This window comes from Salegentibacter mishustinae, assembly GCF_002900095.1.
Taxonomy (GTDB): Bacteria; Bacteroidota; Bacteroidia; order Flavobacteriales; family Flavobacteriaceae; genus Salegentibacter; species Salegentibacter mishustinae.
Window position 1 is genome coordinate 841,699 of the sequence record NZ_LLKN01000002.1, and the last position, 24,802, is coordinate 866,500.

Here is a 24,802-nt window from a genome sequence, read left to right on the forward strand (position 1 = left end):
TAATGTTATGTGATTGTTGCTTTAAAGTAAACATTTAGCTATATTTGTAAAGTAAAGATTAAAGAAAAAGACTATGAAAAAGATAAAAAATATATTGATGGCCGCCGTTTTCACTGTTGGAGCAGCTGCTATGGCCCAGGAAAGCCCAGAACCAAAATTTGAAAAAGAAGGAGACCTTATAAAAGGAACTTTCTATTATGAAGATGGTACAATTCGGCAGCAGGGAACTTATAAAAATGGAGAACTGCACGGGGAATGGATAGCTTATGATGCTGAAGGAAAAAAGCAAAGTATGGCTAACTATACCGAAGGAGAAAAAACTGGAAAATGGTTTTTTTGGACTTCAGATAAACTTACTGAAGTAGATTACGATAATAACCAGATTGCAGGAGTAAATACCTGGAAGAGTGATGGTACTTTAGCTGATAACTAAGAGCTATTATCTACATATAAAATTTAAAAAAGGCTGTCTGAAAAAGACGGCCTTTTTTGTTTCTAAGTCATGGACTTTTAGCTTTTTCATGAGCGATAAATAGATGGCAAGAAAAATCTCTATATTACATTGATTCAGTATTGCTGTTTAATAAAGCGATATTGTAACCATCGGTTATAAAATGAGAGTTAAATAAAAACCCCGAAGTTCTACTTCGGGGTTTTTATAAATTAAGCTTTTGTCTCTAGCTTTCTTTGTTTTCGCTCTTGGCGTTTATCGGCTGTTTTCACCTTGGCTCTATTTACCAGGTAAAACATTACCGGAACTACAACTAACGTAAGGAAGGTGGCAAACACCAACCCGAAGATCACCGTCCAGGCTAATGGACCCCAGAAGATCACGTTGTCACCACCAATAAATATTTTCGGATCGTAGTCTATAAATAAACTAAAGAAATCTATATTCAATCCTACCGCTAGTGGAATTAAACCAAGAACAGTAGTAATCGCTGTAAGCAATACTGGTCTTAACCTCGATTTTCCACCTCTAACAATACAATCGAAATACTGGGCGCGAGTAAGCAATTCATCATCATCCATGTTAAGCTCCCGCTTTTTACGGTCTATAAGGATTTGGGTATAATCAATAAGTACTATGGCATTGTTTACCACGATTCCCGCCAGAGAGATAATTCCCATCATCGTCATAATAATAATGAAATCCATCTGGAAAATGATCAAGCCGAGGAATACCCCTACAAGGCTCAATACTACTGCCATTACAATGATAATTGGTTTTGACAGGGAGTTAAATTGAGCAACAAGAATAAGAAGGATACCGCCCATAGCGATTAATAAAGCTTTTAATAAGAAAGCCATATTTTCTTCCTGTTCTTCCTGTTCTCCCGTAAATTCTAAAGTAATATCCTTTGGAAGATCGTAACTTCTAAGTGCCGTTTTTAACTGGCCTACAATCTCATTTCCATTGTAACCCTGAAGCACGTTGGAGTAGAGGGTAATTACCCTTTTTAGATCTTTCCGTTTAATAGAGCTGAAAGAAGAAGAGGATTCTGTGGTAACCAACGATGAAATTGGCACCTGAATTATTTCGCCCGTGTTCTGGTCTTTAAACGTAATCGGCTGATTGAATAGTACATTTTCATTATAGCGATATTCATCAGCAAACCTCACGTTTATTTCGTAATCATCGTCGCCGTCTTTATAAGTAGAAACTTCTTCCCCATAGATCGCTCTACGCAAAGTTTGACCTACCTGTGAGGTAGAAACTCCAAGTTGTCCTGCTTTTCTTCGGTCTACTTCTACACTTAATTCGGGTTTAGACTTGTTTACATCTATTTTAAGCTCTTCAATCCCCGCGATGCTAAGATCATTGATGTAAGATCGCAGGTCTTCGGCTTCCTGTAACATTTGCTCGTAGTCCTCACCTTTTAGTTCCATGTTTATTGGATAACCTGTGGGTGGGCCGGCCGCATCTTTTTCAACAACAATAGAAGCGCCTGGGAATCCCTGTACGGCTTCCCGAACTTCCGATAAAACTTCGCTACTGCTCACGCCACGCCTTTCGGTGAACTCGCGCATAGAGAGTGTTACCTTGGCTTTATGTGGCATTTCATTTTGTTGACCGCCATCGGTTTGAGGATTTCCAGCACCTTCACCAACCTGGGAAATTGCCGACTCTACCATAAAGTTATAACCATCTTCATCTTCATATTGCTCTATAGCTTCAAAGATGCGTTGCTCTACTTTTTTAGTAAGCGCGTTGGTTTTATGAATATCGGTTCCCTGTGGGTATTCAATATAGGTGATTACCTGGTTAGGTTCGTTTTCAGGGAAGAACAAGACTTTCGGTTGTACTAGTGCAATTAATACAAAAGACAGGAAAAGCAAAAGCAAAGTTCCGAAGAAAACTAAATAGGCCTTCTTTCCGCGTAGAGAGAATTTAAGGGTTTTTTCATAAATATTCTCCATCCATTTAAGGGCAGTATATTGGAAGTAATCTACACCTTTTGAAATAAAATATTTGTAGGCCCAAAGCAGGATAGCCGCTAGAAGTAATATGTTTCCAAAGGCTCTAAGTGCGCCGGCATCAATTACAAATCCTACTATGAGCAATAAAGCTCCAAAACCTGCCAGAATAGAACTTATTCTAATAAGTTTTTTCTTGGTGAATTCGCCTTCCTCTGTTCTCATAAACTGAGAAGTAAGCATCGAGTTGATGATCAAGGCCACGAAAAGTGAGGAACCTAATACTATAGAAAGTGTGATAGGGAAAATTACCATAAAACTTCCTATAATTCCCGGCCAGAGTCCCAGCGGGAAAAATGCAGCTAAAGTAGTGGCTGTAGAAGCTATAATTGGCCATGCAATTTCACCTAAACCTTGCTTAGCAGCCTGTTTTCTCGGCATCCCTTCGTCCATTAAAGTATAGACGTTTTCTACCACCACAATTCCGTTATCTACAAGCATCCCAAGACCCATTACCAGAGCAAAAAGCACCATAGTATTTAGGGTGTATCCCATGCTGGACAGGATGATGTAAGAAAGAAACATAGATAATGGGATCGCGATCCCAACAAACAATGCGTTTCTAAACCCGAGGAAGAACATTAAGACTAAAACTACCAGGATGACTCCGAAAATAATGTTGTTTACCAGGTCATCTACCTGACTTTTGGTATTGGTGGAAAGATCGTTAGTGATGCTTACTCCAAGGCTTTCAGGAAGATATTCTTCCTGTTCTTTTTTTACAATTTCTTTGATCTGGTCTACAGCCTCGATCATATTCTTACCGGCACGTTTTTTTACGTCCAGCATTACTACAGGCTTACCATATTCACGGGCAAAAGTGGTAGCATCTTTTTCCCTAAAATTAATATCTGCAATATCTTTTAGGAAAATATTACCGCCATCGGTTTTCACCACAACGTTTTGAAGTTCTTTTGGATCTTCAATTTCTCCAACAATTCTTATGTTTTTCTGAACGCCGCTGGTAATAACATTTCCACCAGAAATTGTTCTATTTTCAGCACTAACCGCGTTTACGATATCTGAGAAACTAACTTTAGAAGCTGTCATCTTATAAATATCTACCGCGATCTCAACTTCCATTTCTTCAGCACCACGAATACTCGCTTCTTTTATCTGCGGAAGCAGCTCGATGTGCTCCTGAAGGTATTCGGCATATTCCTTTAATTGCTGTACCGTGTAATCTCCCGTCAAGTTGATATTTAGAATAGGTTGCTCTTCTGAAATATTAAGGTCGAATACATTGGGTTCTACCTTGGCACCATTATCTAAAGTAGGCCAGGTGGTTTCGGCTTTCACCATATCTACCTTGTCCTTTACTTTTGTTTTGGCACTTTCAATTTCTACATCTTCTTCAAACTCTACAATTACCAGGGAGTAATCCTGAAATGTAGAAGAAGAAATTTCTTTTACGCCGGCAACATCGTTAAACTCTTCTTCCAGGGGTTCGGTGATGAATTTCTCAACATCTTCGGCCGAGTTTCCCGGGTTAATAGAGCTTACGTAGATCTTTGTCTCTACAACTTCCGGGAAAGTTTCCCTTGGCATATTGTAGTAAGACATGAGTCCACCAATCATAATAATGGCGATAATTACATATACCGTCATTTTGTTATTAATGGCCCAGGACGAAAGCTTAAATTCTTTATCTAAATTCATTGTAGCTTAGTTTCTTATTTTAACTTCCTGACCATCTCTAAGGTTTTTGGCACCTTCTACGATCAGTGTTTCTCCGGTTTCCAGCCCGCTAGTTATTTCTATCTTATTATTATAGGTATAACCTGTTTTTACTATTTGTCTTTTCGCAATACCTATATTGTCTTCACCTTCTTCTTTTTCCTGAAGGATAAACACAACGCTTTCACCCTGTGCGTTTTTAAGCAAAGCATTCTCTGGAATAATTACAGCGTTTTCTGCGGTATAATCATTGAGCTTAAGGGTAGCAATTTGGTTAGGTTTAAGCATCCCGTTTTCATTAGGTACCGCAACCTGAATGCTGAAGGAACGGTTGTTAGGATTAATGGTGTTCCCAACTCTTTTTACCTCTCCTTCAAACTCACGGCCTAAAGAACTAATTTCTACAAGTACTTCGGTGCCCTTGTTTATTTTGTTCAAATAACCTTCTGGCACGTCAGCTTCTACATACATATTTTTTAAACTCACTAAGCGAAATAACTGACTTTGCCCCGGGTTTACTACTTCTCCTTCTTCGGTAAGTACTTCATCTATAATTCCGCTAAAAGGTGCTCTCACAATAGTTTTGTCTAATTGAGATTTTAACCTGTTTACAGAATTTTGCATAGACTCGTAATTGGTTTTGGCTTCTAAGTATTGCATTTCAGACCCAATATTTTGTTCCCATAAACGCTTTTGACGTTCAAAAGTGGTTTTTGCCAGGGTAGCCTGAGTTTCTAATTGGGCCAATTCGCTCGAAAGTCCGCCGTCATCTATTTTAGCAAGGACCTGTCCTTTATTTACTTGTTCTCCTTCTTTTACGCGCAAGTCTTGCAGGATTCCAGAAAATTCGGCGTAAACCACAATGTTTTCATCTGTTGCTACATCACCCTGTACTTCGGCGTAATGTTTAAAAAGGGTATCATTGATCTCCTGGATCATTACCAAATCTAAACGTCTCGTTTTGTCTAACCGATCTATAGCCTGATCCAGTTTATCCAGCTTTTGAGTAAGGTCGCTTTGCTTCTTGCTTAATTCTGTTTTTCTGGCTCTAATTTCCGAGAGGTTTTCGCTCTCTATAAGTTCTTCTATAGATTTTCCTTCTTCATTATTTCCACACGAAAGCAATAACAGCGGAATACTTAATAAAACAGCTAACTTTTTCATTGTTGTTATTTGATGGGTGTATTTAATCTTCATTGTTATATTTTCTAGTGTCCAACAGGTTTTCTAATTCTACTTTAGCAGTTATTACGTCAAGCATAGATTGTAAAAAGTCTTGTTGTGCCTGGTAAAGTTGGCGCTGGGCTTCACTAAGCTCAAAACTGCTGGCAATTCCTTCAAAAAACTTAATTTGATTCTTGTTCTCTATCCTTTCTGCGAGTTCAAGGTTTTTCTTTTGATTTTGATAATTCTCCAGGCTAAACTCATAATCGCTTTTAGCAGAATTAATTTGGCGTTTTACTTCATTTTCGGTTTGTTCCAGTTCTACCATCGCCTGTTCATAGGCAATTTGTTTTTGCTGCGTCCTGGAGCTTCGCATACCACTGCTGAAAATTGGAATATTTAAGCTTACGCCTAAAATAGACTGTCCAAAATATTCCTGGTCTTCATTAAGAAAAGTAAATTCCTGGCTGAAGCCCTGTACCCCATAATTTAAAAACCCGGTTAAAGAGGGAAGTGCTTTAGATTTTTCCAGTTTCACTTCAATTTCACGAGATTCTGCCGTGTTTGCAGCAATACGGTAATCTATATTTTCTTCTACCGGAATTTCCTTTTGTAAGAGTTCCAGGTCAAAATATTCCATTGCCAGGTTATCCAGTTCTTCGGTTAGATTAACCGGTATTTCTACAGGAATCCCAAGCGTTAAATTGAACATTTCGTAAGCGATATCACGCATACGTTTGCTTCGGCTTAAGTTGTTTTTTAAGTTAAGCAAGGTGATTTCAAGCTGCTCTACATCTTCTTGTTCTGCCAGCCCGTTTTTATAGATCTCGTTCGTTTCGTCGTAATTCTTTTGTACGTTTTCTACGTTTTTTTCAAGAATCGCTACATTTTCTTCCGCCAGTAAAACATTTCCGTAGGCATTAATTACAGCTTTCTTTATTTCGAGGTCGGTTTTGGTTTTTGCATTTTCAGAGATCTGAAGCAAAGTTCTGGCCGATTGGATACCTACTATATAAGAACCATCAAAAATTAGCTGGTTCCAGGTGGCTGTGGCGTTTACATTTTGCTGTGTTCCAAAAGTTACAGGGGTAAAGGTGCCGGGCTCACCGCCTGTAATTTCTGCGGGAAGTAAGGTAACCGGTTGCTTAAGGTAATTTTGATAATCTGCCGTAGCGCTCACCTGTGGTAAACCCTGGGCAATAATCTCCCATTTTTGCTTGAGCGCAATTTCAATATCTTTTTGCGCATTTACCGAGGAGTAATTGTTCTCCAGCCCAAATTTTATGGCTTCCTCCATAGAAAAACTGTAATCTTGAGGAGTTTCCTGGGCTATACTGCTTATGGAAATCAGTAAAATTAACAGGTATCTAAATTTCATTTTTCACTTTATTCTTGGTTAATAAATCTTCTAAAACTTCCAGTCCTTTTGGGGTGCAAATAGCTCGCAAATGGTATTCTAATAAATAATCCATAAGCTTATTATTGCTGAATTCGTCTTCAGGAAACAGGTTTTTGTCTTTAACGCCTAACATACCAGCAAAATGAAGCCTGCTTACAAAAGAAATTGAAATATTAGAGCGATAGTAACCACTTCTAATACCGCGTTCCAGGTTATCTATTATGCTACGTTGTGCAACTTCAAATTTTTTGTTGCTTATAGTATTATAGATTTTTGGATAGTATTTTTTAAGCTGAAATTGGGGTGAGGTCTTTTCATTTTTAAGCATGCGTTGCACATATACTTTTACCTCAAAATTTTCTACAATAGGGTTTAAGTTTTGAGCGCGCAATGATTCTATTCCCGTATTAATTTCTTCCATTAATTGCCAAACACTACCTTCAATAAGCTGGGATTTATTGCTATAATGTGCATATATGGTTTTTTTTGATATCCCCATCTCTTCGGCGATATCATCCATGGTTACACTTTTAAAGCCCAGTCTTAAAAAAAGGTTGGTGGCTGTATTTTGAATTGCTTCTTTCACTTCATCTTCATTAAAATTGGATGCAAAACTAAGTCAGGGAAACTTATAAAACAAGAAAAGTTTCCAAGGTTTAAGATAATTTAACTTGCTTAAAGAATTTGAAATACGTTCGATTATGTATTTTAGCCGGAAAATTTTTTTGGTATGAAGTCTATTTCTCAATATAGAGAAGCTTTTCAGGAATATTTAGATCTTAAAGTTCAGGTGAAAGAGCCTGAAAATCTTTATGAACCTATGCGCTACATTCTTAGCCTGGGTGGGAAACGTCTAAGACCGGTTTTAGTGTTGATGTCTACTGAAATCTTTGAAGCCGACTATAAAAAAGCTTTAGATGCTGCGCTTGCTATAGAGATATTTCATAATTTTTCTTTGGTTCATGATGATATTATGGATGATGCCCCTTTGCGCCGTGGTAAAGAAACCGTGCACGAGCGTTGGGATATCAATACCGGAATTTTATCTGGTGATGCCATGTTGATAAATGCCTACCAGCTTTTTGAGAATTATGATGGTGATACCTTTAAGGAATTGGCGAGATTATTTACCAAAACCGCGATGCAGGTTTGTGAAGGTCAGCAATATGATATAGATTTTGAAACCCGAGACGATGTAGCTATCGAAGATTATCTAAAAATGATAGAATACAAGACAGCAGTTCTTGTAGGAGCTTCGTTACAAATGGGAGCTATTGTGGCAAATACTTCTACACAATGTAAAGAGGCAGTCTATGAATTTGGGCGCTTATTAGGAATTGCTTTTCAGCTACAGGATGATTACCTGGATGCTTTTGGAGATCCTGAGACTTTTGGGAAACAACCCGGTGGGGATATTATTGAAAATAAAAAGACTTTTCTTTATTTAAAATCTCTGGAGGCTTCGGGGAAAAGCGAGGCGCAACAATTAGAGCATTTGTATACCATTAATCCTGCTGAAACTTCCGGGAAAATTGAAGCTGTAAAGACCCTTTTTGAAAATAGTGGGGCCGCAGCTTTAACTCAACGCGAAATAGAAAAATACACTGAAAAAGCTTTTAAAGTATTGGATGAAATTGATATTTCTGAAGAGAAAAAGCGTCCTTTAAGGCAATTTGGTGAAATGCTCATGAATCGCACGGTCTAAATTTTAGTAAAATCAGATTGAGAAATTCTTAATATTTAGAGGCTTACACCTGTTAGATTTGCAATCAATACACATTTTTAACCACTTCCTGAAGTTTTTACTATGTTAAACTTCTTATAATTCATAAGATAAATATATAGTTTACTGCAGGCTGTTTTTTCTAAAAATTGTATTTTTGCCTTGTTTTATACTCAAAAGAAACATTAGTTTCAACTTATGGATAGATTTTCATTTCTAAATGCTGCGCATACGGCATATTTCGCCGAATTATACGACCAATATCTCCAGTACCCCGATAGTGTAGAGCCCAGTTGGAGGGCTTTTTTTCAAGGTTTCGACTTTGGAATGCAACAGAACGGTGTTTCTGCGGAAACTATGGAAGAAGCTCCTGTAGACTTTCAGGAGGGAGAAATTCCCGAGCACGTAATTAAGGAATTCAAAGTTATACGCCTTATAGACGGTTACCGAACTCGCGGGCACTTATTCACAAAAACGAACCCGGTTAGGGAGCGTCGTAAATACCGGCCAACCTTAGATATCGAGAATTTTGGACTGGAGAAAAGCGATCTGGATACCAAATTTAATGCGGGAGATATGCTAGGTATTGGACCAAGCAGTCTAAAAGATATTGTAACCCATCTTGAAAAAGTATATTGTGAATCTATAGGGATCGAATATATGTTTATTCGTAAGCCGGAAGAAATTCAATGGATTCAGGATAAATTAAATAAGAATGAAAATCATCCCAACTTTAGTGATGATGAGAAAAAGAAAATCCTGAAGAAATTAAATCAGGCGGTTTCTTTTGAATCATTTTTACATAGAAAATATGTTGGGCAAAAGCGTTTTTCACTGGAAGGTGGAGAAAGTTTAATCCCAGCCTTAGATGCCCTTATAGAAAAAGCAGCCGATTATGGAGTAAAAGACTTCGTGATGGGTATGGCTCACCGGGGGCGTCTAAATACGCTTACCAATATCTTTGGTAAGAGTGCTAAAGATATTTTTAGCGAGTTTGACGGAAAAGATTACGAACAGGATATTTTTGACGGTGACGTTAAATATCACCTGGGCTGGACCTCTTGCCGTGAAACCGATAATGGAAAACAAATCAATATCAATATTGCCCCAAATCCGTCTCACCTTGAGGCGGTAGGGCCGGTGGTGCAGGGTATTACTCGCGCCAAACAAGATAGGCATTACGGAGGTGATAATATGAAAGTGCTTCCTATTCTTGTTCATGGCGATGCCGCCATTGCAGGACAGGGAGTAGTTTACGAAGTGGTGCAAATGGCCCAGTTGGAAGGTTATCAAACCGGTGGCACCATTCATATTGTAGTAAATAACCAGATAGGGTTTACCACAAATTATCTTGATGGGCGTTCTTCAACGTATTGTACAGATGTAGGGAAAGTAACCCTTTCTCCTGTATTGCACGTAAATGCTGATGATGCCGAAGCTGTGGTTCACGCAATTTTATTTGCGCTAGATTTCAGAATGAAATTTAAGCGAGACGTATTTATAGATTTATTAGGTTACAGAAAATATGGGCATAATGAAGGTGATGAGCCTAAATTTACCCAGCCTAAGTTATATAAAGCTATTTCCAAGCACGAAAATGCGATGGATATTTATGCTAAAAAGCTTAAATCTTCTAATATCATAGACGATGATTATCTCACTAAATTAGAAGAAGAGTACAAAGCTGCTCTGGAAGAAAAACTGGAGGATTCTCGAAAAGAAGAAACCACGAAGATCACGCCTTTTATGCAAGATGAGTGGGAAGGTTTTGAGAATGTGTATGAAGATGAAATGATGAAAGAGTTGGATACTACTTACAAGATGGAAGATCTTGATAAGGTAGCCGATGCCATTTCGAAACTTCCGGAGGATAAAAAATTTATGCGAAAGGTGAAAAAGATCATAGACCTTCGTAATAAACTTTACTTCGAAGATAATAAGCTGGATTGGGCTATGGCCGAACATCTTGCTTATGGTTCCTTAATGAAGGAAGGCTTTAATATTAGAATTAGCGGTCAGGATAGTGAGAGAGGAACTTTTTCTCACCGTCACGCTATTGTAAAAGTAGAAGATAGTGAAGAAGAAATTATTCTACATAATAATATAGAAGGCAGGGAAGGCGATTTCTTCGTGTATAACTCCCCGCTTTCAGAATATGGTGTGATGGGGTTTGATTATGGATACGCAATGGCGAGCCCTCAAACGCTTACCATTTGGGAGGCCCAGTTTGGGGATTTCGTAAATGGAGCACAAATAATGATAGATCAGTATATTTCTGCGGCAGAAGATAAGTGGAAATTACAAAACGGATTAGTGCTTTTCTTACCGCACGGGTACGAAGGTCAGGGAGCAGAGCACTCTTCGGCAAGAATGGAGCGTTTTCTTCAGCTTTGTGCTAAAGATAATATGTATGTGGCAGATGTTACTACACCAGCCAATATGTTTCATATCTTACGCAGGCAGATGAAAGCCGGGTTTAGAAAACCTTTGGTAATTTTTACACCAAAAAGTTTATTGAGACATTCTAAAGTGATTTCAACTAAAGAAGACTTTGCTGAAGGAAGTTTCCAGCCATTGCTAGACGATCCAAAAGCGAAGGCTAAAGATGTAAAAAGCCTGGTATTCTGTACCGGGAAGTTTTACTACGATCTATTGGAATTTAAAGAAGAAAATGATCGTGATGATGTGGCGCTGGTACGTGTGGAGCAATTATTCCCGCTTCCAGTTGAAAAAATGAAAAAAGCGATCAAGAAATATAAAAATGCAGATGATGTAGTTTGGGCTCAGGAAGAACCTAGAAATATGGGCGCTTACGGGCATATGTTATTGCATTTTGATGAAGCTAAAAACTTTAGAGTTTGTAGTAGAAAATTTTATGGCTCTCCGGCTGCCGGAAGTTCTGTAAGATTTAAGAAACGTCACGAAAAAGTGATTGCAAGTGTTTTTGACAAAACAGTAGAGAATTAATAAATTATAAATAACGAATCCAATGTTTTCGCCTGGCGGAAACTTTAAATAAAAACAAAGATCATGGCCTTAGAAATGAAAGTTCCTTCTCCGGGGGAATCTATAACCGAAGTTGAAATAGCCGAGTGGTTAGTTGAAGATGGCGACTACGTAGAAAAAGATCAGGCAATTGCCGAAGTGGATAGTGATAAAGCTACCCTGGAACTTCCAGCTGAAGCAAGCGGAATTATTACGCTTAAAGCCGAAGAAGGTGATGCTGTGGCCGTAGGTGAAGTGGTTTGTCTAATCGATACTGAAGCTGAAAAGCCAGGTGGAGGTGATGATAAAAAAGAATCTAAAGACAGTAAAGAAGATTCTAAAGATGAGTCTTCAAATAAAAAAGAGAAAGAAGATAAGGATAAAGCAGAAGCTAAAACCGAAGAGCCTTCAAAATCTTCAACTCCTTCTCAGAAACAGGATTCTCATGCAAAAGGAAGTCCTTCTCCTGCAGCGAAAAAGATTCTTGATGAGAAAGGAATTGATAAAAAAGATGTAGAAGGAAGCGGAAAAGATGGTCGTATCACTAAAGAAGATGCGGTTCAGGCTAAAGCTTCTATGGGTAGCCCGGGTAAAGGAAAACGTGGCGAGTCTAAGAAGAAAATGTCTATGCTTCGTAGAAAAGTGGCTTCTCGTTTGGTTTCAGTTAAGAATGATACCGCGATGCTTACTACTTTTAACGAAGTAGATATGCAGCCTATCTTCAATCTTAGAAAAAAATACAAAGAGGAATTTAAAGAGAAACACGGGGTAAGTTTAGGCTTTATGTCTTTCTTTACTTTGGCGGTAGTGCGAGCACTAAAGCAGTATCCCGGAGTGAACTCTATGATAGATGGTGATCACCAGGTAACATTTGATTATCAGGATGTTAGTATTGCAGTTTCAGGGCCAAAAGGTTTGATGGTGCCGGTAATCAGAAATGCTGAAAATCTTAGTTTCAGAGGTGTTGAAGATGAGGTGAAACGCCTTGCTTTAAGAGCTCGTGACGGAAAAATTACAGTAGATGAAATGACTGGAGGTACTTTTACCATAACCAATGGTGGAGTATTTGGTTCTATGCTTTCTACTCCAATTATTAATCCTCCACAAAGTGCAATTTTAGGGATGCACAATATTGTAGAGCGTCCGGTGGCTATAGATGGTCACGTAGAGATTCGTCCTATTATGTATGTAGCCCTTTCTTATGACCATAGAATTATTGATGGAAAAGAATCTGTAGGTTTCCTTGTGGCTATTAAAGAAGCTATAGAAAACCCAGAAGAATTATTGATGGATAACGATGTGAAAAGAGCGCTTGAGCTTTAGATTATCGATCATCAAAAAACAAAAAAGGCAGCCAATTGGCTGCTTTTTTTTGATACCACAAATAACAAAATCAAGAACCTCGGAGTAAGCCCAAGAGGTGTGAAGTGAGGAATAATTTTTGAAATTTCGAGGCAAGGCTCGCAGAAATGAACTCTCTGTAGGGATTAAAATAATAATAAATTCAAAATGTTTAAGAATAAAACGCATATCACAAAGATCCCTAATAAGATATAAAGGAAGCTGTTTTGAGTTTTATTTTTTGACACACCAGGCATTATACTAACATTAATACCTCAAACTTAGATAGAATGCAGTGGCCGGTCAAGGGGATAATTCCCCTTTCCAAAATCTTATTTTAAGTAAAGTGCAGGAGCTTTATAGTCTATAACAGCTTTTCCTTTCCTTAAAAGATCGGCGCCAATTATCCCGTGCACCTTTTCGGCTTCGTGATTTATAAGGGCTTCGTTTACGTGTCTTAGATCAAAAAGTACAAGGTCTACTTTTTTCTTTTTCCAGCCTTTAATTTCTATTCGATTCTTTTGCGCAATTTGCGTAAGCATGTTTGTTGCCCCTGCCCCGGCCGCTTTAATATCACTGTCTTCGGCAAGAAGCTTAAAGTGTTCTACGGCTTCAAGACCTACGCAAGTGCTGGAAGCACCGGTGTCCAGGATAAAGTTGCCTTCAATATTATTAATTTTGGCTACCAGTTCTAGATGTTGGGTTTTGGTATATTTTAATTTTATGCGCTTAAATCCTTTTTCTTTAAGCAATTTCTTTAAAGATGACATTCTTTGTGTTTTTCACAAAGATAGGTCTTCAAAATAAATTATTTTTGCTTTTATGATTTTAACCGATACACATATACATCTTTATAGTGAAGATTATGAAGATGACAGGGATGAGCTAATAGAAAATGCCTTTAAGCAGAATATTGAAAGATTTTTTCTTCCGGCCATAGATTCTGAAACTACCCAGTCTATGTATGATTTGGAAGCCCGTTATCCCGAGAATGTTTTTCTAATGATGGGCTTGCATCCAACTCACGTTCAGGAGAATTTTGAAGATGAATTAAAGCACGTTGAAGAACAATTTGGACAACGCAGGTTTTATGCTGTAGGAGAAATTGGGATAGATTTGCATTGGGATAAAAGCACTTTAGAAATTCAGCAGGAAGCTTTTAGAAGACAAATTAAACTTGCAAAAAAGCATAAACTTCCCATTGTTATTCATTGCAGGAAAGCTTTTGATGAGATTTTTGAGATTTTGGAAGAAGAAAAAAGTGACGATCTTTTTGGGATTTTCCACTGTTTTACCGGAAATCTCGAACAAGCCAAAAGAGCACTTTCTTATAATCTGAAACTTGGGATTGGCGGAGTTGTAACATTCAAAAACGGAAAAATAGATAAATTTCTGAATGAAATTCCTTTAAAAGAAATTGTTCTGGAGACCGATGGGCCTTATTTATCCCCGTCGCCTTTCCGCGGAAAAAGAAATCAACCGGAATACCTATTAAAGGTAGCTGAAAAAATTGCTGAAATTTATCAAAAACCACTGGCTGAAATTGCCGAGGTAACCACCCAAAATTCAAAAGATATATTTGGGATATAAAGGAGGTTAAAATTAAAATTTGTTCATTTGCCTAGCTAACATAATTTTGCGTGAAAGAATTCGAAGATATAAGGTTTTATAAAGATGATGAGGTGCAACCTGCCCTGGCAGAGTTTATGAGGCACCCTATGGTGAAAACCCTTTTGCAATTCACTTTTCCCGATAAGGATTCAGAAGAAATTGCTGCCATATTAGAGGAATGCCATTCTATTAGAGATTTTCAAACCAAAGTAATCTATAATTCGGTATTAAAAGTTATTGAAAAAAGTACCGAAGGACTTACTTACGATGGTTTTGATAAATTAGATAGCGATAAGCCTTATTTTTATATTTCCAATCATCGGGATATTATTCTCGATACTTGCCTGTTAAATACTACGCTGTATGAGCAGGACCTTATCATGACGGCTTCAGCTATTGGTGATAATTTGGTGCAGAAACCTTTTTTGATGGCTTTGTCCCGTTTAAACCGGAATTTCCTGGTAAAGCGTGGAATTAGCCCTCGGGAAATGTTGAAGAGTTCTATGGTGCTTTCAGAATATATTAAAAAATTGCTTCTGGAAGATGGTCGTTCGGTTTGGATGGCGCAAAGAGAAGGTAGAACTAAAGATGGAAGCGATTACACACAACAAGGTGTATTAAAAATGCTGGGAATGGCCAAAGGCAAAAAAAGCCTGGCCGAATATTTTGCTGAACTTAAAATTGTTCCGGTGGCGATTTCCTATGAATTTGATCCTACCGATATTCTAAAAATGCCTGAAATTCTTGCTAAAAGAATGAAAGAGGAATATGTAAAATCTGCTAACGAAGATTTCAACTCTATTATGCAAGGTGCAATGGGGAATAAAGGGCGTATTCATATTAATGCAGGAGAAGTATTAGGGAAAGAAGTTTTTGATGAAATTGAGAAAGATCATTCTTCTTTAAATGCGCAGTTAAAAGCGGTGGCTTCAAAAATTGACGAGCATATTTATAAGAATTACAAATTATGGCCCGCCAATTATATCGCATTCGATTTGCTGAAGAATTCAGAAACTTATGCCGGTAAATATTCCGATAAGGAAAAAAGGCAGTTTGAACGTCGCCTTAGCCGAAGGGTAGATGTTAAAAATCCCCTGGAGCTAAATAGTTATTTATTAATGTATGCAAACCCGGTAATTAATAAAGAAGCACTTTATGAAGAAAAGAGCTAAGATCCTGCTTATTTATACCGGCGGGACTATTGGGATGATCAAAGATTACGATACAGGTGCCCTAAAAGCTTTTAATTTTGATGAATTACTGCAAAATATTCCGGAGTTAAAGATCCTGGAACACGAAATTGATACGCTAAGTTTTGACGATCCTATAGATTCCTCTAACATGAATGTGGAATGTTGGGTAAAGGTTGCAAATACTATAAATGAAAACTTTGAAACTTACGATGGTTTCGTTGTACTGCACGGTAGTGATACCATGTCTTATACCGCTTCTGCCCTAAGTTTTATGTTTGAGAATTTAACCAAGCCGGTTATTTTTACAGGATCGCAATTGCCAATTGGAGATCTTAGAACAGATGCTAAAGAAAACCTTATTACCAGTATCCAAATCGCAGGTTTACAAAAAAATGGAAAACCGGTAATTTCTGAAGTAGGACTTTATTTTGAGTATAAATTATATCGAGCTAACAGGACTACAAAGATTAATGCAGAACATTTTCAGGCTTTTGCTTCGTTAAATTATCCGCCTTTAGCCGAATCTGGAGTATATCTATCGGTAAATCATAGTGCACTTTGGCGTCCCAACCGAAGACAGAAAACCAAATTACATACGGGTTTTAATAACGAAGTATTGATTTTAAAGATGTTTCCGGGGATAAATGCAGCAACTGTTGAGTATATGCTTTCCAAACCCGGTTTAAAAGGAGTAGTGCTGGAGACTTACGGAAGCGGTAATGCACCTAGTGACGATTGGTTCCTGGATATTCTTAAAAGAAAGATTTCAGAAGGATTATTTGTAGTGAATATAACGCAATGTATAGGTGGCAGCGTGGTAATGGGACAATATGAAACCAGCGTGCAACTTAAAAAAATAGGTGTGGTTTCAGGAAAAGACATAAGTACTGAAGCTGCGGTTGCAAAATTAATGTACCTTTTGGGTAAAGAATTGTCGCCAAAAGTTTTTAAAACTATCTTTGAAACCTCCCTGAGAGGGGAAATGTCATAAAATTAACGGCAGATGCTTGACGGACTATATTTTTTTTCGTTATTTGGCGCACCGTTTAAAGAACGTTAATAAAGAGAGGTGGCCGAGTGGTCGAAGGCGCACGCCTGGAAAGTGTGTATACGCCACAAGCGTATCGAGGGTTCGAATCCCTTCCTCTCTGCAAAAATTATTATATTTTTATTAAAAATTTATTTTTATATCTTTAACCCTTTAACTAATTAAATTAAGACAAACAGTAATGAAAAGATTATTTTCTATTTTGGTAATCGCCGCGGTGATGGTGCTAGGAGCCGGAAACCTAAATGCGGCCAATGATGTTAACACATTACCTGGAACAATTGTAAACTTTGTACAGGATGAAGAGGCTGCAGCTGCCGCAGATGAGGCAGAGGAAGAAACTCTTGGTTTTCATCAGGAACTTAAAAAACGTTTTATAGAAGGTGGTCCTTCATTTATGGGGATTGTTCTTTTATGTTTAATTCTTGGTTTGGCTGTTGCCATTGAGAGAATTATCTTTTTAAACCTTTCTACTACAAATACTAAGAAATTAGCTAGAAACGTAGAAGATGCGTTAAATAGTGGTGGTGTAGAATCTGCTAAGGAAGTTTGTAGAAATACAAAAGGACCTGTTGCTTCTATCTATTACCAGGGTCTGGATCGTGCAGACGAAAGTATTGACGCTGCAGAAAAAGCTGTTGTAGCTTACGGTGGTGTACAAATGGGACAATTAGAGAAAAACGTTTCCTGGTTATCTTTATTTATCGCTATTGCTCCTATGCTTGGTTTCATGGGTACTGTAATTGGTATGATTACTGCCTTCGATAGAATTGAAGCAGCTGGTGACATGCAACCATCTCTTGTTGCAGGAGGTATTAAAGTGGCACTTCTTACAACCGTATTTGGTTTGATCGTAGCTATTATCCTTCAGATTTTTTACAACTACATTATCGCTAAGATAGATAGTATTGTAAACGATATGGAAGATGCATCTATCACTCTTATCGATATGTTGGTAGCTTACAAAAACAAAAAAAGAATCTAAGACCAGATTAAATTATGACTTTACATAAAATATTAAAATATGTATCTATCGTTTTAGGCGTTGTAGGTCTTATCCTTTTAGGAAGGATCCTAGCCGAAGACGCGGATGCTATAGAGGCCTCGGCCGATTTACAGAATAGTCTGCTTACACCAATAATGTATTTGTCTTATTTAGTGTTACTGGTTGTTCTTGTATTGGTTGCAATCTTTGTGATAAAAGGCCTGTTTAAAGGAAATATAAAAAACACGCTAATTGCCGTTGGAGCATTCCTGGCGGTTATTTTAATAGCTTACCTTGTAACTGACGGATCTCAAATGACGCTTAAGGACGGAGACATACTTTCGGCTAGCGCAGCGCATTGGATTAGTGCAGGTTTGGTAACTTTCTACATCCTTGCAGGAATTGCAATTTTAGCAATGGTTATTTCCGGAGTTAAAAAATTAACGAAGTAAAATTATGGCAAGAAGAGAAGCACCAGAAGTTAATGCCGGTTCGATGGCCGATATTGCTTTCTTGCTACTAATCTTCTTTTTGGTAACCACAACCATTGAGACAGATAGTGGGATTAGTAGGAAACTACCCCCATGGCAGCCAGAAGAGCAGGAGCCACCGGTAATTAAAGAAAGAAACATCTTCCAGGTATTGGTTAACAGTAATAACCAGTTACTTGTAGAAGATGAGGAGATGGAGATAGAGGAATTGCGACAAGCCGCAGTAGAATTTATCGATAATGGTGGGGGAACAGGTGATGAAGCTTGTGATTTCTGCCAGGGTCCAGGAGATGCTAGTTCTTCTGTAAACCCACAAAAAGCTATTATCTCTTTGGTAAATAACCGGGGAACCGAGTATGGAACTTATATCGCAGTGCAAAACGAACTTGTGGCGGCATATAACCAACTTAGAGATAGAGAAGCGCAACGTTTGTTCGGTACAAGCTTTACAGCGATGGAAGCTAAATATAACGACTCACGTACAAGCGAGGGTGCTAAAGAAACGCTTAAAGAGAGAATTGAATTGATTAAAGATATGATTCCTCAGAAGCTTTCTGAAGCCGAACCAACGAGTTAATAACCTAATTTAAAACTTAAATTTAAGACTCAATTATGTCTAAATTCAAAAAGAAAAAAAGCGAAGGGCAACCAGCCATTAGTACAGCATCTTTACCAGATATTGTATTTATGTTACTGTTCTTCTTTATGGTTGTTACCGTTATGCGCCAGAATACGTTAATGGTACAAAATAAACTGCCATTCGCCGATCAGGTTGAAAAACTGGATAAGAAAGATCTCGTTATGTATATCTATGCTGGAAAACCTAGCCCAAGATACCAACAAACTTTTGGTAAGGAAGCAAGGATTCAGTTGAACGATAAATTTGCCAGTGTTGGTGAAGTACAGCAGTTTATCTTTTCTGAAAGAGAAACTAAGCGAGAAGAGTTGATTCCATATCTTACAACTGCCCTTAAGGTGGATGAGGAAACAAATATGGGATTAGTTTCAGATATCAAACAAGAATTGAGAAAAGCTGAAGCTCTTAAAATTAACTATACAACCAAAGAAGGTGAAGCATTACAAAATATGCAATAAAGACCAATAGGTCATTTTTTCAAAACTGTATAAACATCCTGTCTGAATTTAAATATTTGGCAGGATGTTTTTTTATATTTAAACTCAATATACCTGTGGTTTAAAAATGAATAAATTACTTAAAATCTTTTTTTGCTTATTTGTAGTATCTAGTCTTCCTCTTGCGGCCCAAACTGAAGAAGAGGATAGGCTTCAAAGTATTCCTGACTCTGTGCCTTCGGTAATTGATAGTTTGTATCGCGAAGATCAGTTTTATGTGGGTTTAACTTTTAACCTTATAAGCAATAAACCTGATGCTATTTCACAATCAGGCTTTTCCGGAGGAATCCATGCAGGATTTACCAGGGATTTCCCGCTTAATAAACGTAGAAATATTGCCATAGCAGTTGGCTTAGGCTGGTCTTTAAATAGCTATAGCCAAAATCTTTTTATTGGCGAAGATGAAGCCGGAGAAAGCATTTTTAGGGAATTAACTAATGATATAGATTATAGTACCAACAGGTTTTCTACACAACTCGTTGAAGCGCCGTTAGAATTTCGCTGGCGTACTTCTACCGCCGAAACTTATAAGTTCTGGAGAATTTATACCGGTTTAAGATTTGGTTATATCTATCATTTTAAAAGTGATTTTGTACAGCCCGATAACCAGGTTATTCAAACTGAGGTTCCCGAATTAGATCGTTTCCGGATGGGGGCAACCTTTACGTTTGGCTTTAATACTTTTAACTTCCATCTTTATTATAGTTTAAATTCTCTATTTCCAGATGCTCAGTTAAATGGCGAGACCATAGATATTTCTGTATTTAGGGCTGGGCTTATGTTCTATATTTTATAGCCACAGGTTTAATACCATAACTTGAGTTATCATTCCACAGGCAAGACCCAATACGAGTTCGTTAATGGTATGTGCTTTATAATAGATCCTTGAAGAAGCGGTTAAACCAAGTGCAAGTATCAGGAAGCTAATTGTATAAGTTAGATCAATTTTAAAATTGAGACTTATCCCTATTAGAAATACTAAAAGACCACCCAGACCCATCATATGTAAACTCGCTTTGAGTTTAAATACCACCAGCACAAAGGCCACTATTGTAGCGAAAAGAATCCCGGTAAAGTAGTAATAGAGGGCGGCATAATTATAGGCGTTTAAAATTTGGTTTAAAACCATGGTGATCAAAATAGTATAAAAGATCAGTGGCCATTTTCGCTCTTTTACGTCTACTAAAAAAACCGATTGTGCTTTTCCGAGGTTTTTCAGTAAAAAATAGAAAACTATAGGAATAAAAATAGTAAGTATGGCGATAGCCAGTAATTTGGCCTGCACCACACCTTCGGGAAAGAATCTTGGTGTAAAGATAAAATACAAGAAACTACCCGCTAGCGGTAGCCATAGCGGATGAAAAATAAAAGAAGCACTTTTTAAAAGGAATCTCATTAAATCTCTTTTCGAAGCCTGGCAACCGAAATATCTAATTGCTCTCTATATTTTGCCACTGTTCGGCGCGCTATAGGGTAACCTTTATCTTTTAAAACTTTTGCAAGTTTTTCGTCGGTAAGGGGTTTGCGCTTGTCTTCTTCTTCTATAGACATTTCCAGGATCTTTTTTATCTCGCGTGTAGAAACATCTTCGCCCTGATCGTTTTTCATAGATTCAGAGAAGAATTCTTTAATGAGTTTGGTTCCGTAAGGAGTGTCAACATATTTACTGTTGGCTACCCGGGAAACCGTAGAAACATCCATTTCTATTTCATCTGCAATGTCCTTTAAGATCATTGGTCTAAGGTTACGCTCGTCCCCGGTGAGAAAATATTCCTTCTGGTAGTTCATAATAGCACTCATTGTTACCATTAAGGTTTGCTGCCTTTGTTGTATAGCTTCAATGAACCATTTTGCGGCATCGAGTTTCTGTTTTATAAACATTACCGCATCTTTCTGGGCTTTAGTTTTTTCCTTAGATTCCTTATAGCCTTTTAGCATATCGCTATAATCACGGGAAACGTGCATTTGCGGAGCGTTTCTTCCGTTAAGGCTTAATTCTAGATCTCCATCAACAATTTTTATAGTAAAATCTGGAATTACGTGTTCTACCATTCTTGTATTTCCGGAATAAGAACCGCCCGGTTTTGGGTTTAGATGTTCAATAACATCTATGGCTTCCCGAAGTTCATCTTCAGAAATATCGTGCCTGGAAATTATTTTGGTGTAATGCTTTTTGCTGAATTGGTCAAAAGAGCGATCAAGGATATCCTCGGCTAATTCTACAGCCTTAGTGGGCTCTTTTCGCCTTAATTGAATAAGTAGGCATTCCTGAAGAGATCTTGCTCCTACGCCCGCCGGATCCAGTTCCTGAACCTTTTTTAATACTTTCTCTACCGAGTCTTCATCGGTATAAATATTTTGGGTGAAAGCAAGATCATCTACAACATCCTGCAATTCCCTTCTCAGGTAGCCGCTCTCATCTACACTTCCCACAAGGAAAGCAGCTATTTTCTCTTCGGTTTCATCAAACCTAAGAGTACTTAATTGTGTGGTTAAATATTGAGTAAATGAAGTTCCTGAAGCATAAGGAACACTTTTTTCATCATCGTCGGGGCTATAATTATTCGCTTGTAGCCTGTAATTAGGTACCTCGTCGTCACTTAGATATTCATCAACATCAATTTCCGCTTCAATAGATTCGGTTCCTTCGTCTTCCCGATCTCTTTCATTATAATCATCTTCATATTCCTCATATTCATCCTTGGTCTCCAGCTTACCATCTTCCAGCGCAGGATTTTCTTCCAGCTCCTGTTTTATACGCTGCTCAAAAGCTTGCGTAGGAAGTTGTATAAGCTTCATCAGCTGTATTTGCTGCGGAGAAAGCTTCTGGGATAATTTGAGATTTAGTTGCTGTTTAAGCATAAAACTTATTTTGCTTTACTTACTAAGTGAGATTTACTTTATTCAACGCCGGGTTGAAAGCTTTGTTGTCTCACACAGTACTCCCGAAAATTATCAGGATAGTTTACTACAAAAATAGGCAAAACAAAGCTATGCAGCCTTTGGCACAGTAAATGATTGTGGTAAAATTTTGTTAAGTATCCTTAGCTGAATTCTTAATTTCTCTAAATTTCTTAGGAAGTTCCAGTTCAAAATTCATTATTTCTTTAGTCTCAGGATGAATGAATTCTAAACCCGTAGCTGCTAAAAACAGGCCGCCTTTTTTTATGTTTTCTGAAGTTTTGCCGTATAATTTATCACCTACAATTGGATTACCATTTTCGGCTAAATGAATTCTAATTTGATGCGTTCTTCCTGTTTTGGGAAATGCTTTTACCAGGCTTAATTTCTCATTTTTAAATTGAAAATTGTCTATGACTTCTATCTGGGTTTCAGCATTTTTTTCTTCAATAGGATTTTTCAGGAGAAGAGTGTCTGAGATATTTCCGAAAACTAAAGCGTGATAACTTTTTATGATTTTCTTTTCTTCAAAAAGCCTATTTAATACCACCTGAGCAGCTTTACTTTTTGCAATTAATAATATTCCTGAAGTTGGATTGTCTAACCTATGTACTGGCAAAGGAGCCGGCAAAGCATCTTTTTGATTTGATGGTTTTAAATTAAAAGGTAGGGCATTGGTAATAGTTTTGAAATAATTTCCGCTGGTAGGAATCCCTGCTGGTTTATGAATAAGCGCGAGATATTCATCCTCAAAAATAACTTCTAGTTTTAAGGTGAAAACTTTCTTATTCGGTTTTTCAGGTTCAAGAAGTTCTATTTTTTGGCCTTCTTTAATCCAGTCTGAAGTTTTTGCTGGTTGTCCGTCTAAAAAGATAAGTTCTTTTTTTAAAACTTTTTTAAGCGAACTTTTAGTGGGAAGGGAAGCAAATATGGAAACCGCGTATTCCTGTAACCTGATCTTTTCAGTTATTGCAGGAACAATATGGGTTTCTTTGATTTTCAATGGCTGTGGGCTTTTTTTAACTAAGCTTTCTAAGATTCTAGGTTTCGTTTCGTCAAGCTGAACTTGTTTTAGCTTCTAACGTGATTTAAATTTTTAATCAAATTAGATCTCCGAATAAATTTCGGAGCAAGCTCTGAAATAAATTCAGGATGCCGTGCAGAGGAATAAAAAAACCTCACAAGTTTTGAAAGCCTGTGAGGTTTTGAAATATCCTAAAACTCGGCGTTTTGCGGAGTTCTGGGGAAAGGAATTACATCCCGTATATTCCCCATTCCGGTTACGAATTGAACCAGTCTTTCAAACCCAAGTCCGAAACCACTGTGTACACAGGTTCCAAACTTACGAGTATCCAGGTACCACCACAATTCTTTTTCGTCTATATCTAACTCCTTCATTTTGCTTTTAAGTACGTCTAAACGCTCTTCTCTTTGGGAGCCACCCACAATTTCCCCAATTCCCGGGAAAAGAATATCCATAGCTCTTACAGTATTGCCATCTTCGTTAAGACGCATATAGAAAGCTTTGATGTTTGCGGGATAATCGAATAAAATTACCGGGCATTTAAAGTGTTTTTCCACTAAAAAGCGTTCATGTTCACTTTGCAGATCGGCACCCCATTCTTCAATGATATAGTTGAATTTCTTTTTCTTGTTAGGTTTGCAATTTTTAAGAATTTCGATAGCCTCGGTATAACTTACTCTTTTAAAATTGTTATCTATTACAAAGTGAAGTTTTTCCATTAAGCCCATTCCACTACGGTCTGCTTTTGGCTTGGCTTCCTCTTCAGTTTTGAAACGCTTGTCTAGAAATTCAAGATCGTCCTTGCAGTTTTCTAGAATATATTTCAATACATATTTTATAAAATCTTCGGCTAAATCCATGTTGCCATCAAGGTCGCAGAAAGCAACTTCTGGCTCTATCATCCAGAATTCAGCTAAATGACGCGAAGTATTGGAATTTTCGGCTCTAAAAGTAGGTCCGAAGGTATAAATCTGCCCAAGTCCCATTGCGTAAGCTTCTCCTTCTAATTGTCCCGAAACGGTTAAATTGGTTTCTTTTCCGAAGAAATCTTCACTAAAATCAATACTGCCGTCTTCTTTCTTTGGTGGGTTTTCCATGTCTAAAGCACTCACCCTAAACATTTCGCCGGCTCCTTCGGCATCACTTCCGGTAATAATTGGTGTGTTTACATAGTGGAAGTTATTTTGCTGAAAATAACTGTGCACAGCAAAAGACAGTTTAGAACGTACACGCATAATGGCGCCAAAAGTATTGGTGCGTACTCTTAAATGAGCCTGTTCTCTCAGTTTTTCAAGACTATGGCGTTTTGGCGAAAGAATGGTAAGTTTTACCTCTTCTGGATTCGCATCTCCAAGAATTTTAAATTCTTTTACTTCAATTTCAACTCGTTGTTGATTCCCCTGGCTTTCAACCAGCGTACCTTTTACCGAAATCGCCGAGCTAACGGTGATTCGTTTTAGTTCGTCCTGGTCAAAATTTTCAAAATCTATTACACATTGCAGGTTGTTGATGGTTGAACCATCGTTTAAGGCAATAAAGCGATTGCTCCTAAAAGAACGTACCCAGCCGTTCACCTCAAATTCCTGTAGGAATTGATTGCTGTCTAATATTTCAGCAATTTTTGCTTGTATCATTTATGTAAGATTTT

At 37.7% G+C, this 24,802-nt stretch carries 21 protein-coding genes and 1 tRNA gene; 13 read left to right on the forward strand and 9 right to left on the reverse strand.

Annotation, left to right across the window (positions count from 1 at the left end; translation table 11 throughout):
* Positions 1 to 73: 73 nt before the first annotated feature.
* Positions 74 to 433 (forward strand): toxin-antitoxin system YwqK family antitoxin, encoded by a 360-nt coding sequence (locus APB85_RS06685; RefSeq protein WP_057482556.1) that lies wholly within the window; start codon positions 74 to 76, stop codon positions 431 to 433.
* Positions 434 to 663: 230 nt separating this feature from the next.
* Here the strand turns inward: APB85_RS06685 and APB85_RS06690 are convergent, their stop codons facing one another.
* Genes APB85_RS06690 through APB85_RS06705 form a run of 4 tightly spaced genes read right to left on the reverse strand, consistent with a single transcriptional unit; the run spans position 664 to position 7,304 of the window.
* Positions 664 to 4,137, reverse strand: a complete 3,474-nt coding sequence (locus tag APB85_RS06690; protein ID WP_057482557.1) for an efflux RND transporter permease subunit — start codon at positions 4,135 to 4,137, stop codon at positions 664 to 666.
* Between the two features lie 6 nt (positions 4,138 to 4,143).
* Complete coding sequence (locus APB85_RS06695) at positions 4,144 to 5,319, reverse strand: efflux RND transporter periplasmic adaptor subunit (RefSeq protein WP_057482729.1); 1,176 nt, start codon at positions 5,317 to 5,319, stop codon at positions 4,144 to 4,146.
* A 22-nt stretch (positions 5,320 to 5,341) separates the two neighbouring features.
* Complete coding sequence (locus APB85_RS06700) at positions 5,342 to 6,697, reverse strand: TolC family protein (RefSeq protein WP_057482558.1); 1,356 nt, start codon at positions 6,695 to 6,697, stop codon at positions 5,342 to 5,344.
* Positions 6,687 to 7,304: a TetR/AcrR family transcriptional regulator gene (locus APB85_RS06705; protein WP_057482559.1), complete on the reverse strand. Its 618-nt coding sequence runs from the start codon at positions 7,302 to 7,304 to the stop codon at positions 6,687 to 6,689. Before APB85_RS06705 ends, APB85_RS06700 begins: the two co-directional genes overlap by 11 nt.
* 144 nt (positions 7,305 to 7,448) lie before the next feature.
* On the opposite strand from APB85_RS06705, the gene APB85_RS06710 reads away from it, so the two are divergent.
* The 3 genes from APB85_RS06710 to odhB all read left to right on the forward strand — a co-directional run bounded on the left by APB85_RS06710 (position 7,449) and on the right by odhB (position 12,749).
* Positions 7,449 to 8,423, forward strand: coding sequence for a polyprenyl synthetase family protein (locus APB85_RS06710; RefSeq protein ID WP_057482560.1), 975 nt, complete (start codon positions 7,449 to 7,451; stop codon positions 8,421 to 8,423).
* A gap of 216 nt (positions 8,424 to 8,639) precedes the next feature.
* Positions 8,640 to 11,408 (forward strand): 2-oxoglutarate dehydrogenase E1 component, encoded by a 2,769-nt coding sequence (locus APB85_RS06715; RefSeq protein WP_057482561.1) that lies wholly within the window; start codon positions 8,640 to 8,642, stop codon positions 11,406 to 11,408.
* 63 nt (positions 11,409 to 11,471) lie between these two features.
* Entirely contained in the window at positions 11,472 to 12,749 is a 1,278-nt protein-coding gene (gene odhB / locus APB85_RS06720) for a 2-oxoglutarate dehydrogenase complex dihydrolipoyllysine-residue succinyltransferase (protein ID WP_057482562.1), read from the forward strand.
* 350 nt (positions 12,750 to 13,099) lie between these two features.
* Here the strand turns inward: odhB and APB85_RS06725 are convergent, their stop codons facing one another.
* Positions 13,100 to 13,537 carry a retropepsin-like aspartic protease gene (locus tag APB85_RS06725; RefSeq protein WP_057482563.1) on the reverse strand — a complete coding sequence of 146 codons (438 nt, stop codon included), beginning with the start codon at positions 13,535 to 13,537 and terminating at the stop codon, positions 13,100 to 13,102.
* 52 nt (positions 13,538 to 13,589) lie between these two features.
* On the opposite strand from APB85_RS06725, the gene APB85_RS06730 reads away from it, so the two are divergent.
* From APB85_RS06730 to APB85_RS06770, 9 genes are all read left to right on the forward strand, one after another.
* The gene (locus APB85_RS06730) at positions 13,590 to 14,357 is read left to right on the forward strand and encodes a TatD family hydrolase (RefSeq protein WP_057482564.1); all 768 of its coding nucleotides are present in this window, start codon (positions 13,590 to 13,592) and stop codon (positions 14,355 to 14,357) included.
* Between the two features lie 50 nt (positions 14,358 to 14,407).
* A complete protein-coding gene (locus APB85_RS06735; protein WP_057482565.1) occupies positions 14,408 to 15,550 on the forward strand; it encodes a 1-acyl-sn-glycerol-3-phosphate acyltransferase in 1,143 nt (380 codons plus the stop codon).
* Positions 15,534 to 16,562 carry an asparaginase gene (locus APB85_RS06740; RefSeq protein WP_057482566.1) on the forward strand — a complete coding sequence of 343 codons (1,029 nt, stop codon included), beginning with the start codon at positions 15,534 to 15,536 and terminating at the stop codon, positions 16,560 to 16,562. The genes APB85_RS06735 and APB85_RS06740 overlap by 17 nt, the downstream gene beginning before the upstream one ends.
* A gap of 72 nt (positions 16,563 to 16,634) precedes the next feature.
* Positions 16,635 to 16,722 (forward strand) — tRNA-Ser (locus APB85_RS06745).
* Between the two features lie 78 nt (positions 16,723 to 16,800).
* Entirely contained in the window at positions 16,801 to 17,604 is an 804-nt protein-coding gene (locus tag APB85_RS06750) for a MotA/TolQ/ExbB proton channel family protein (RefSeq protein ID WP_057482567.1), read from the forward strand.
* A 14-nt stretch (positions 17,605 to 17,618) separates the two neighbouring features.
* Positions 17,619 to 18,056 carry a hypothetical protein gene (locus APB85_RS06755; protein WP_057482568.1) on the forward strand — a complete coding sequence of 146 codons (438 nt, stop codon included), beginning with the start codon at positions 17,619 to 17,621 and terminating at the stop codon, positions 18,054 to 18,056.
* Positions 18,057 to 18,060: 4 nt separating this feature from the next.
* On the forward strand, positions 18,061 to 18,672 hold the full coding sequence (locus APB85_RS06760; protein WP_057482569.1) for an ExbD/TolR family protein: 612 nt from the start codon (positions 18,061 to 18,063) through the stop codon (positions 18,670 to 18,672).
* 35 nt (positions 18,673 to 18,707) lie between these two features.
* Complete coding sequence (locus APB85_RS06765) at positions 18,708 to 19,190, forward strand: ExbD/TolR family protein (protein ID WP_057482570.1); 483 nt, start codon at positions 18,708 to 18,710, stop codon at positions 19,188 to 19,190.
* Between the two features lie 106 nt (positions 19,191 to 19,296).
* A complete protein-coding gene (locus tag APB85_RS06770; RefSeq protein ID WP_057482571.1) occupies positions 19,297 to 20,025 on the forward strand; it encodes a porin family protein in 729 nt (242 codons plus the stop codon).
* Here the strand turns inward: APB85_RS06770 and APB85_RS06775 are convergent.
* The 4 genes from APB85_RS06775 to asnS form a co-directional block, all read right to left on the reverse strand.
* Complete coding sequence (locus APB85_RS06775; protein WP_057482572.1) at positions 20,020 to 20,625, reverse strand: hypothetical protein; 606 nt, start codon at positions 20,623 to 20,625, stop codon at positions 20,020 to 20,022. The genes APB85_RS06770 and APB85_RS06775 overlap by 6 nt on opposite strands.
* Positions 20,625 to 22,091, reverse strand: coding sequence for an RNA polymerase factor sigma-54 (rpoN, locus tag APB85_RS06780; RefSeq protein WP_057482573.1), 1,467 nt, complete (start codon positions 22,089 to 22,091; stop codon positions 20,625 to 20,627). Before rpoN ends, APB85_RS06775 begins: the two co-directional genes overlap by 1 nt.
* Positions 22,092 to 22,263: 172 nt before the next feature.
* Positions 22,264 to 23,133: an RluA family pseudouridine synthase gene (locus tag APB85_RS06785; protein WP_057482574.1), complete on the reverse strand. Its 870-nt coding sequence runs from the start codon at positions 23,131 to 23,133 to the stop codon at positions 22,264 to 22,266.
* 212 nt (positions 23,134 to 23,345) lie between these two features.
* Positions 23,346 to 24,788 carry an asparagine--tRNA ligase gene (gene asnS, locus APB85_RS06790; RefSeq protein WP_057482575.1) on the reverse strand — a complete coding sequence of 481 codons (1,443 nt, stop codon included), beginning with the start codon at positions 24,786 to 24,788 and terminating at the stop codon, positions 23,346 to 23,348.
* Between the last annotated feature and the right edge of the window lie 14 nt (positions 24,789 to 24,802).

Bases quoted from the DNA above. Each gene is read 5' to 3' on its own strand.
- APB85_RS06770 (WP_057482571.1), top strand. From the start codon at position 19,297: ATGAATAAATTACTTAAAATCTTTTTTTGCTTATTTGTAGTATCTAGT.
- APB85_RS06740 (WP_057482566.1), top strand. From the start codon at position 15,534: ATGAAGAAAAGAGCTAAGATCCTGCTTATTTATACCGGCGGGACTATT.
- APB85_RS06760 (WP_057482569.1), top strand. From the start codon at position 18,061: ATGGCAAGAAGAGAAGCACCAGAAGTTAATGCCGGTTCGATGGCCGAT.
- APB85_RS06755 (WP_057482568.1), top strand. From the start codon at position 17,619: ATGACTTTACATAAAATATTAAAATATGTATCTATCGTTTTAGGCGTT.
- APB85_RS06710 (WP_057482560.1), top strand. From the start codon at position 7,449: ATGAAGTCTATTTCTCAATATAGAGAAGCTTTTCAGGAATATTTAGAT.
- APB85_RS06750 (WP_057482567.1), top strand. From the start codon at position 16,801: ATGAAAAGATTATTTTCTATTTTGGTAATCGCCGCGGTGATGGTGCTA.
- APB85_RS06690 (WP_057482557.1), bottom strand. From the start codon at position 4,137: ATGAATTTAGATAAAGAATTTAAGCTTTCGTCCTGGGCCATTAATAAC.
- APB85_RS06695 (WP_057482729.1), bottom strand. From the start codon at position 5,319: ATGAAAAAGTTAGCTGTTTTATTAAGTATTCCGCTGTTATTGCTTTCG.
- APB85_RS06700 (WP_057482558.1), bottom strand. From the start codon at position 6,697: ATGAAATTTAGATACCTGTTAATTTTACTGATTTCCATAAGCAGTATA.
- APB85_RS06725 (WP_057482563.1), bottom strand. From the start codon at position 13,537: ATGTCATCTTTAAAGAAATTGCTTAAAGAAAAAGGATTTAAGCGCATA.
- APB85_RS06685 (WP_057482556.1), top strand. From the start codon at position 74: ATGAAAAAGATAAAAAATATATTGATGGCCGCCGTTTTCACTGTTGGA.
- APB85_RS06715 (WP_057482561.1), top strand. From the start codon at position 8,640: ATGGATAGATTTTCATTTCTAAATGCTGCGCATACGGCATATTTCGCC.
- APB85_RS06730 (WP_057482564.1), top strand. From the start codon at position 13,590: ATGATTTTAACCGATACACATATACATCTTTATAGTGAAGATTATGAA.
- APB85_RS06765 (WP_057482570.1), top strand. From the start codon at position 18,708: ATGTCTAAATTCAAAAAGAAAAAAAGCGAAGGGCAACCAGCCATTAGT.
- odhB (WP_057482562.1), top strand. From the start codon at position 11,472: ATGGCCTTAGAAATGAAAGTTCCTTCTCCGGGGGAATCTATAACCGAA.
- asnS (WP_057482575.1), bottom strand. From the start codon at position 24,788: ATGATACAAGCAAAAATTGCTGAAATATTAGACAGCAATCAATTCCTA.
- APB85_RS06775 (WP_057482572.1), bottom strand. From the start codon at position 20,625: ATGAGATTCCTTTTAAAAAGTGCTTCTTTTATTTTTCATCCGCTATGG.
- rpoN (WP_057482573.1), bottom strand. From the start codon at position 22,091: ATGCTTAAACAGCAACTAAATCTCAAATTATCCCAGAAGCTTTCTCCG.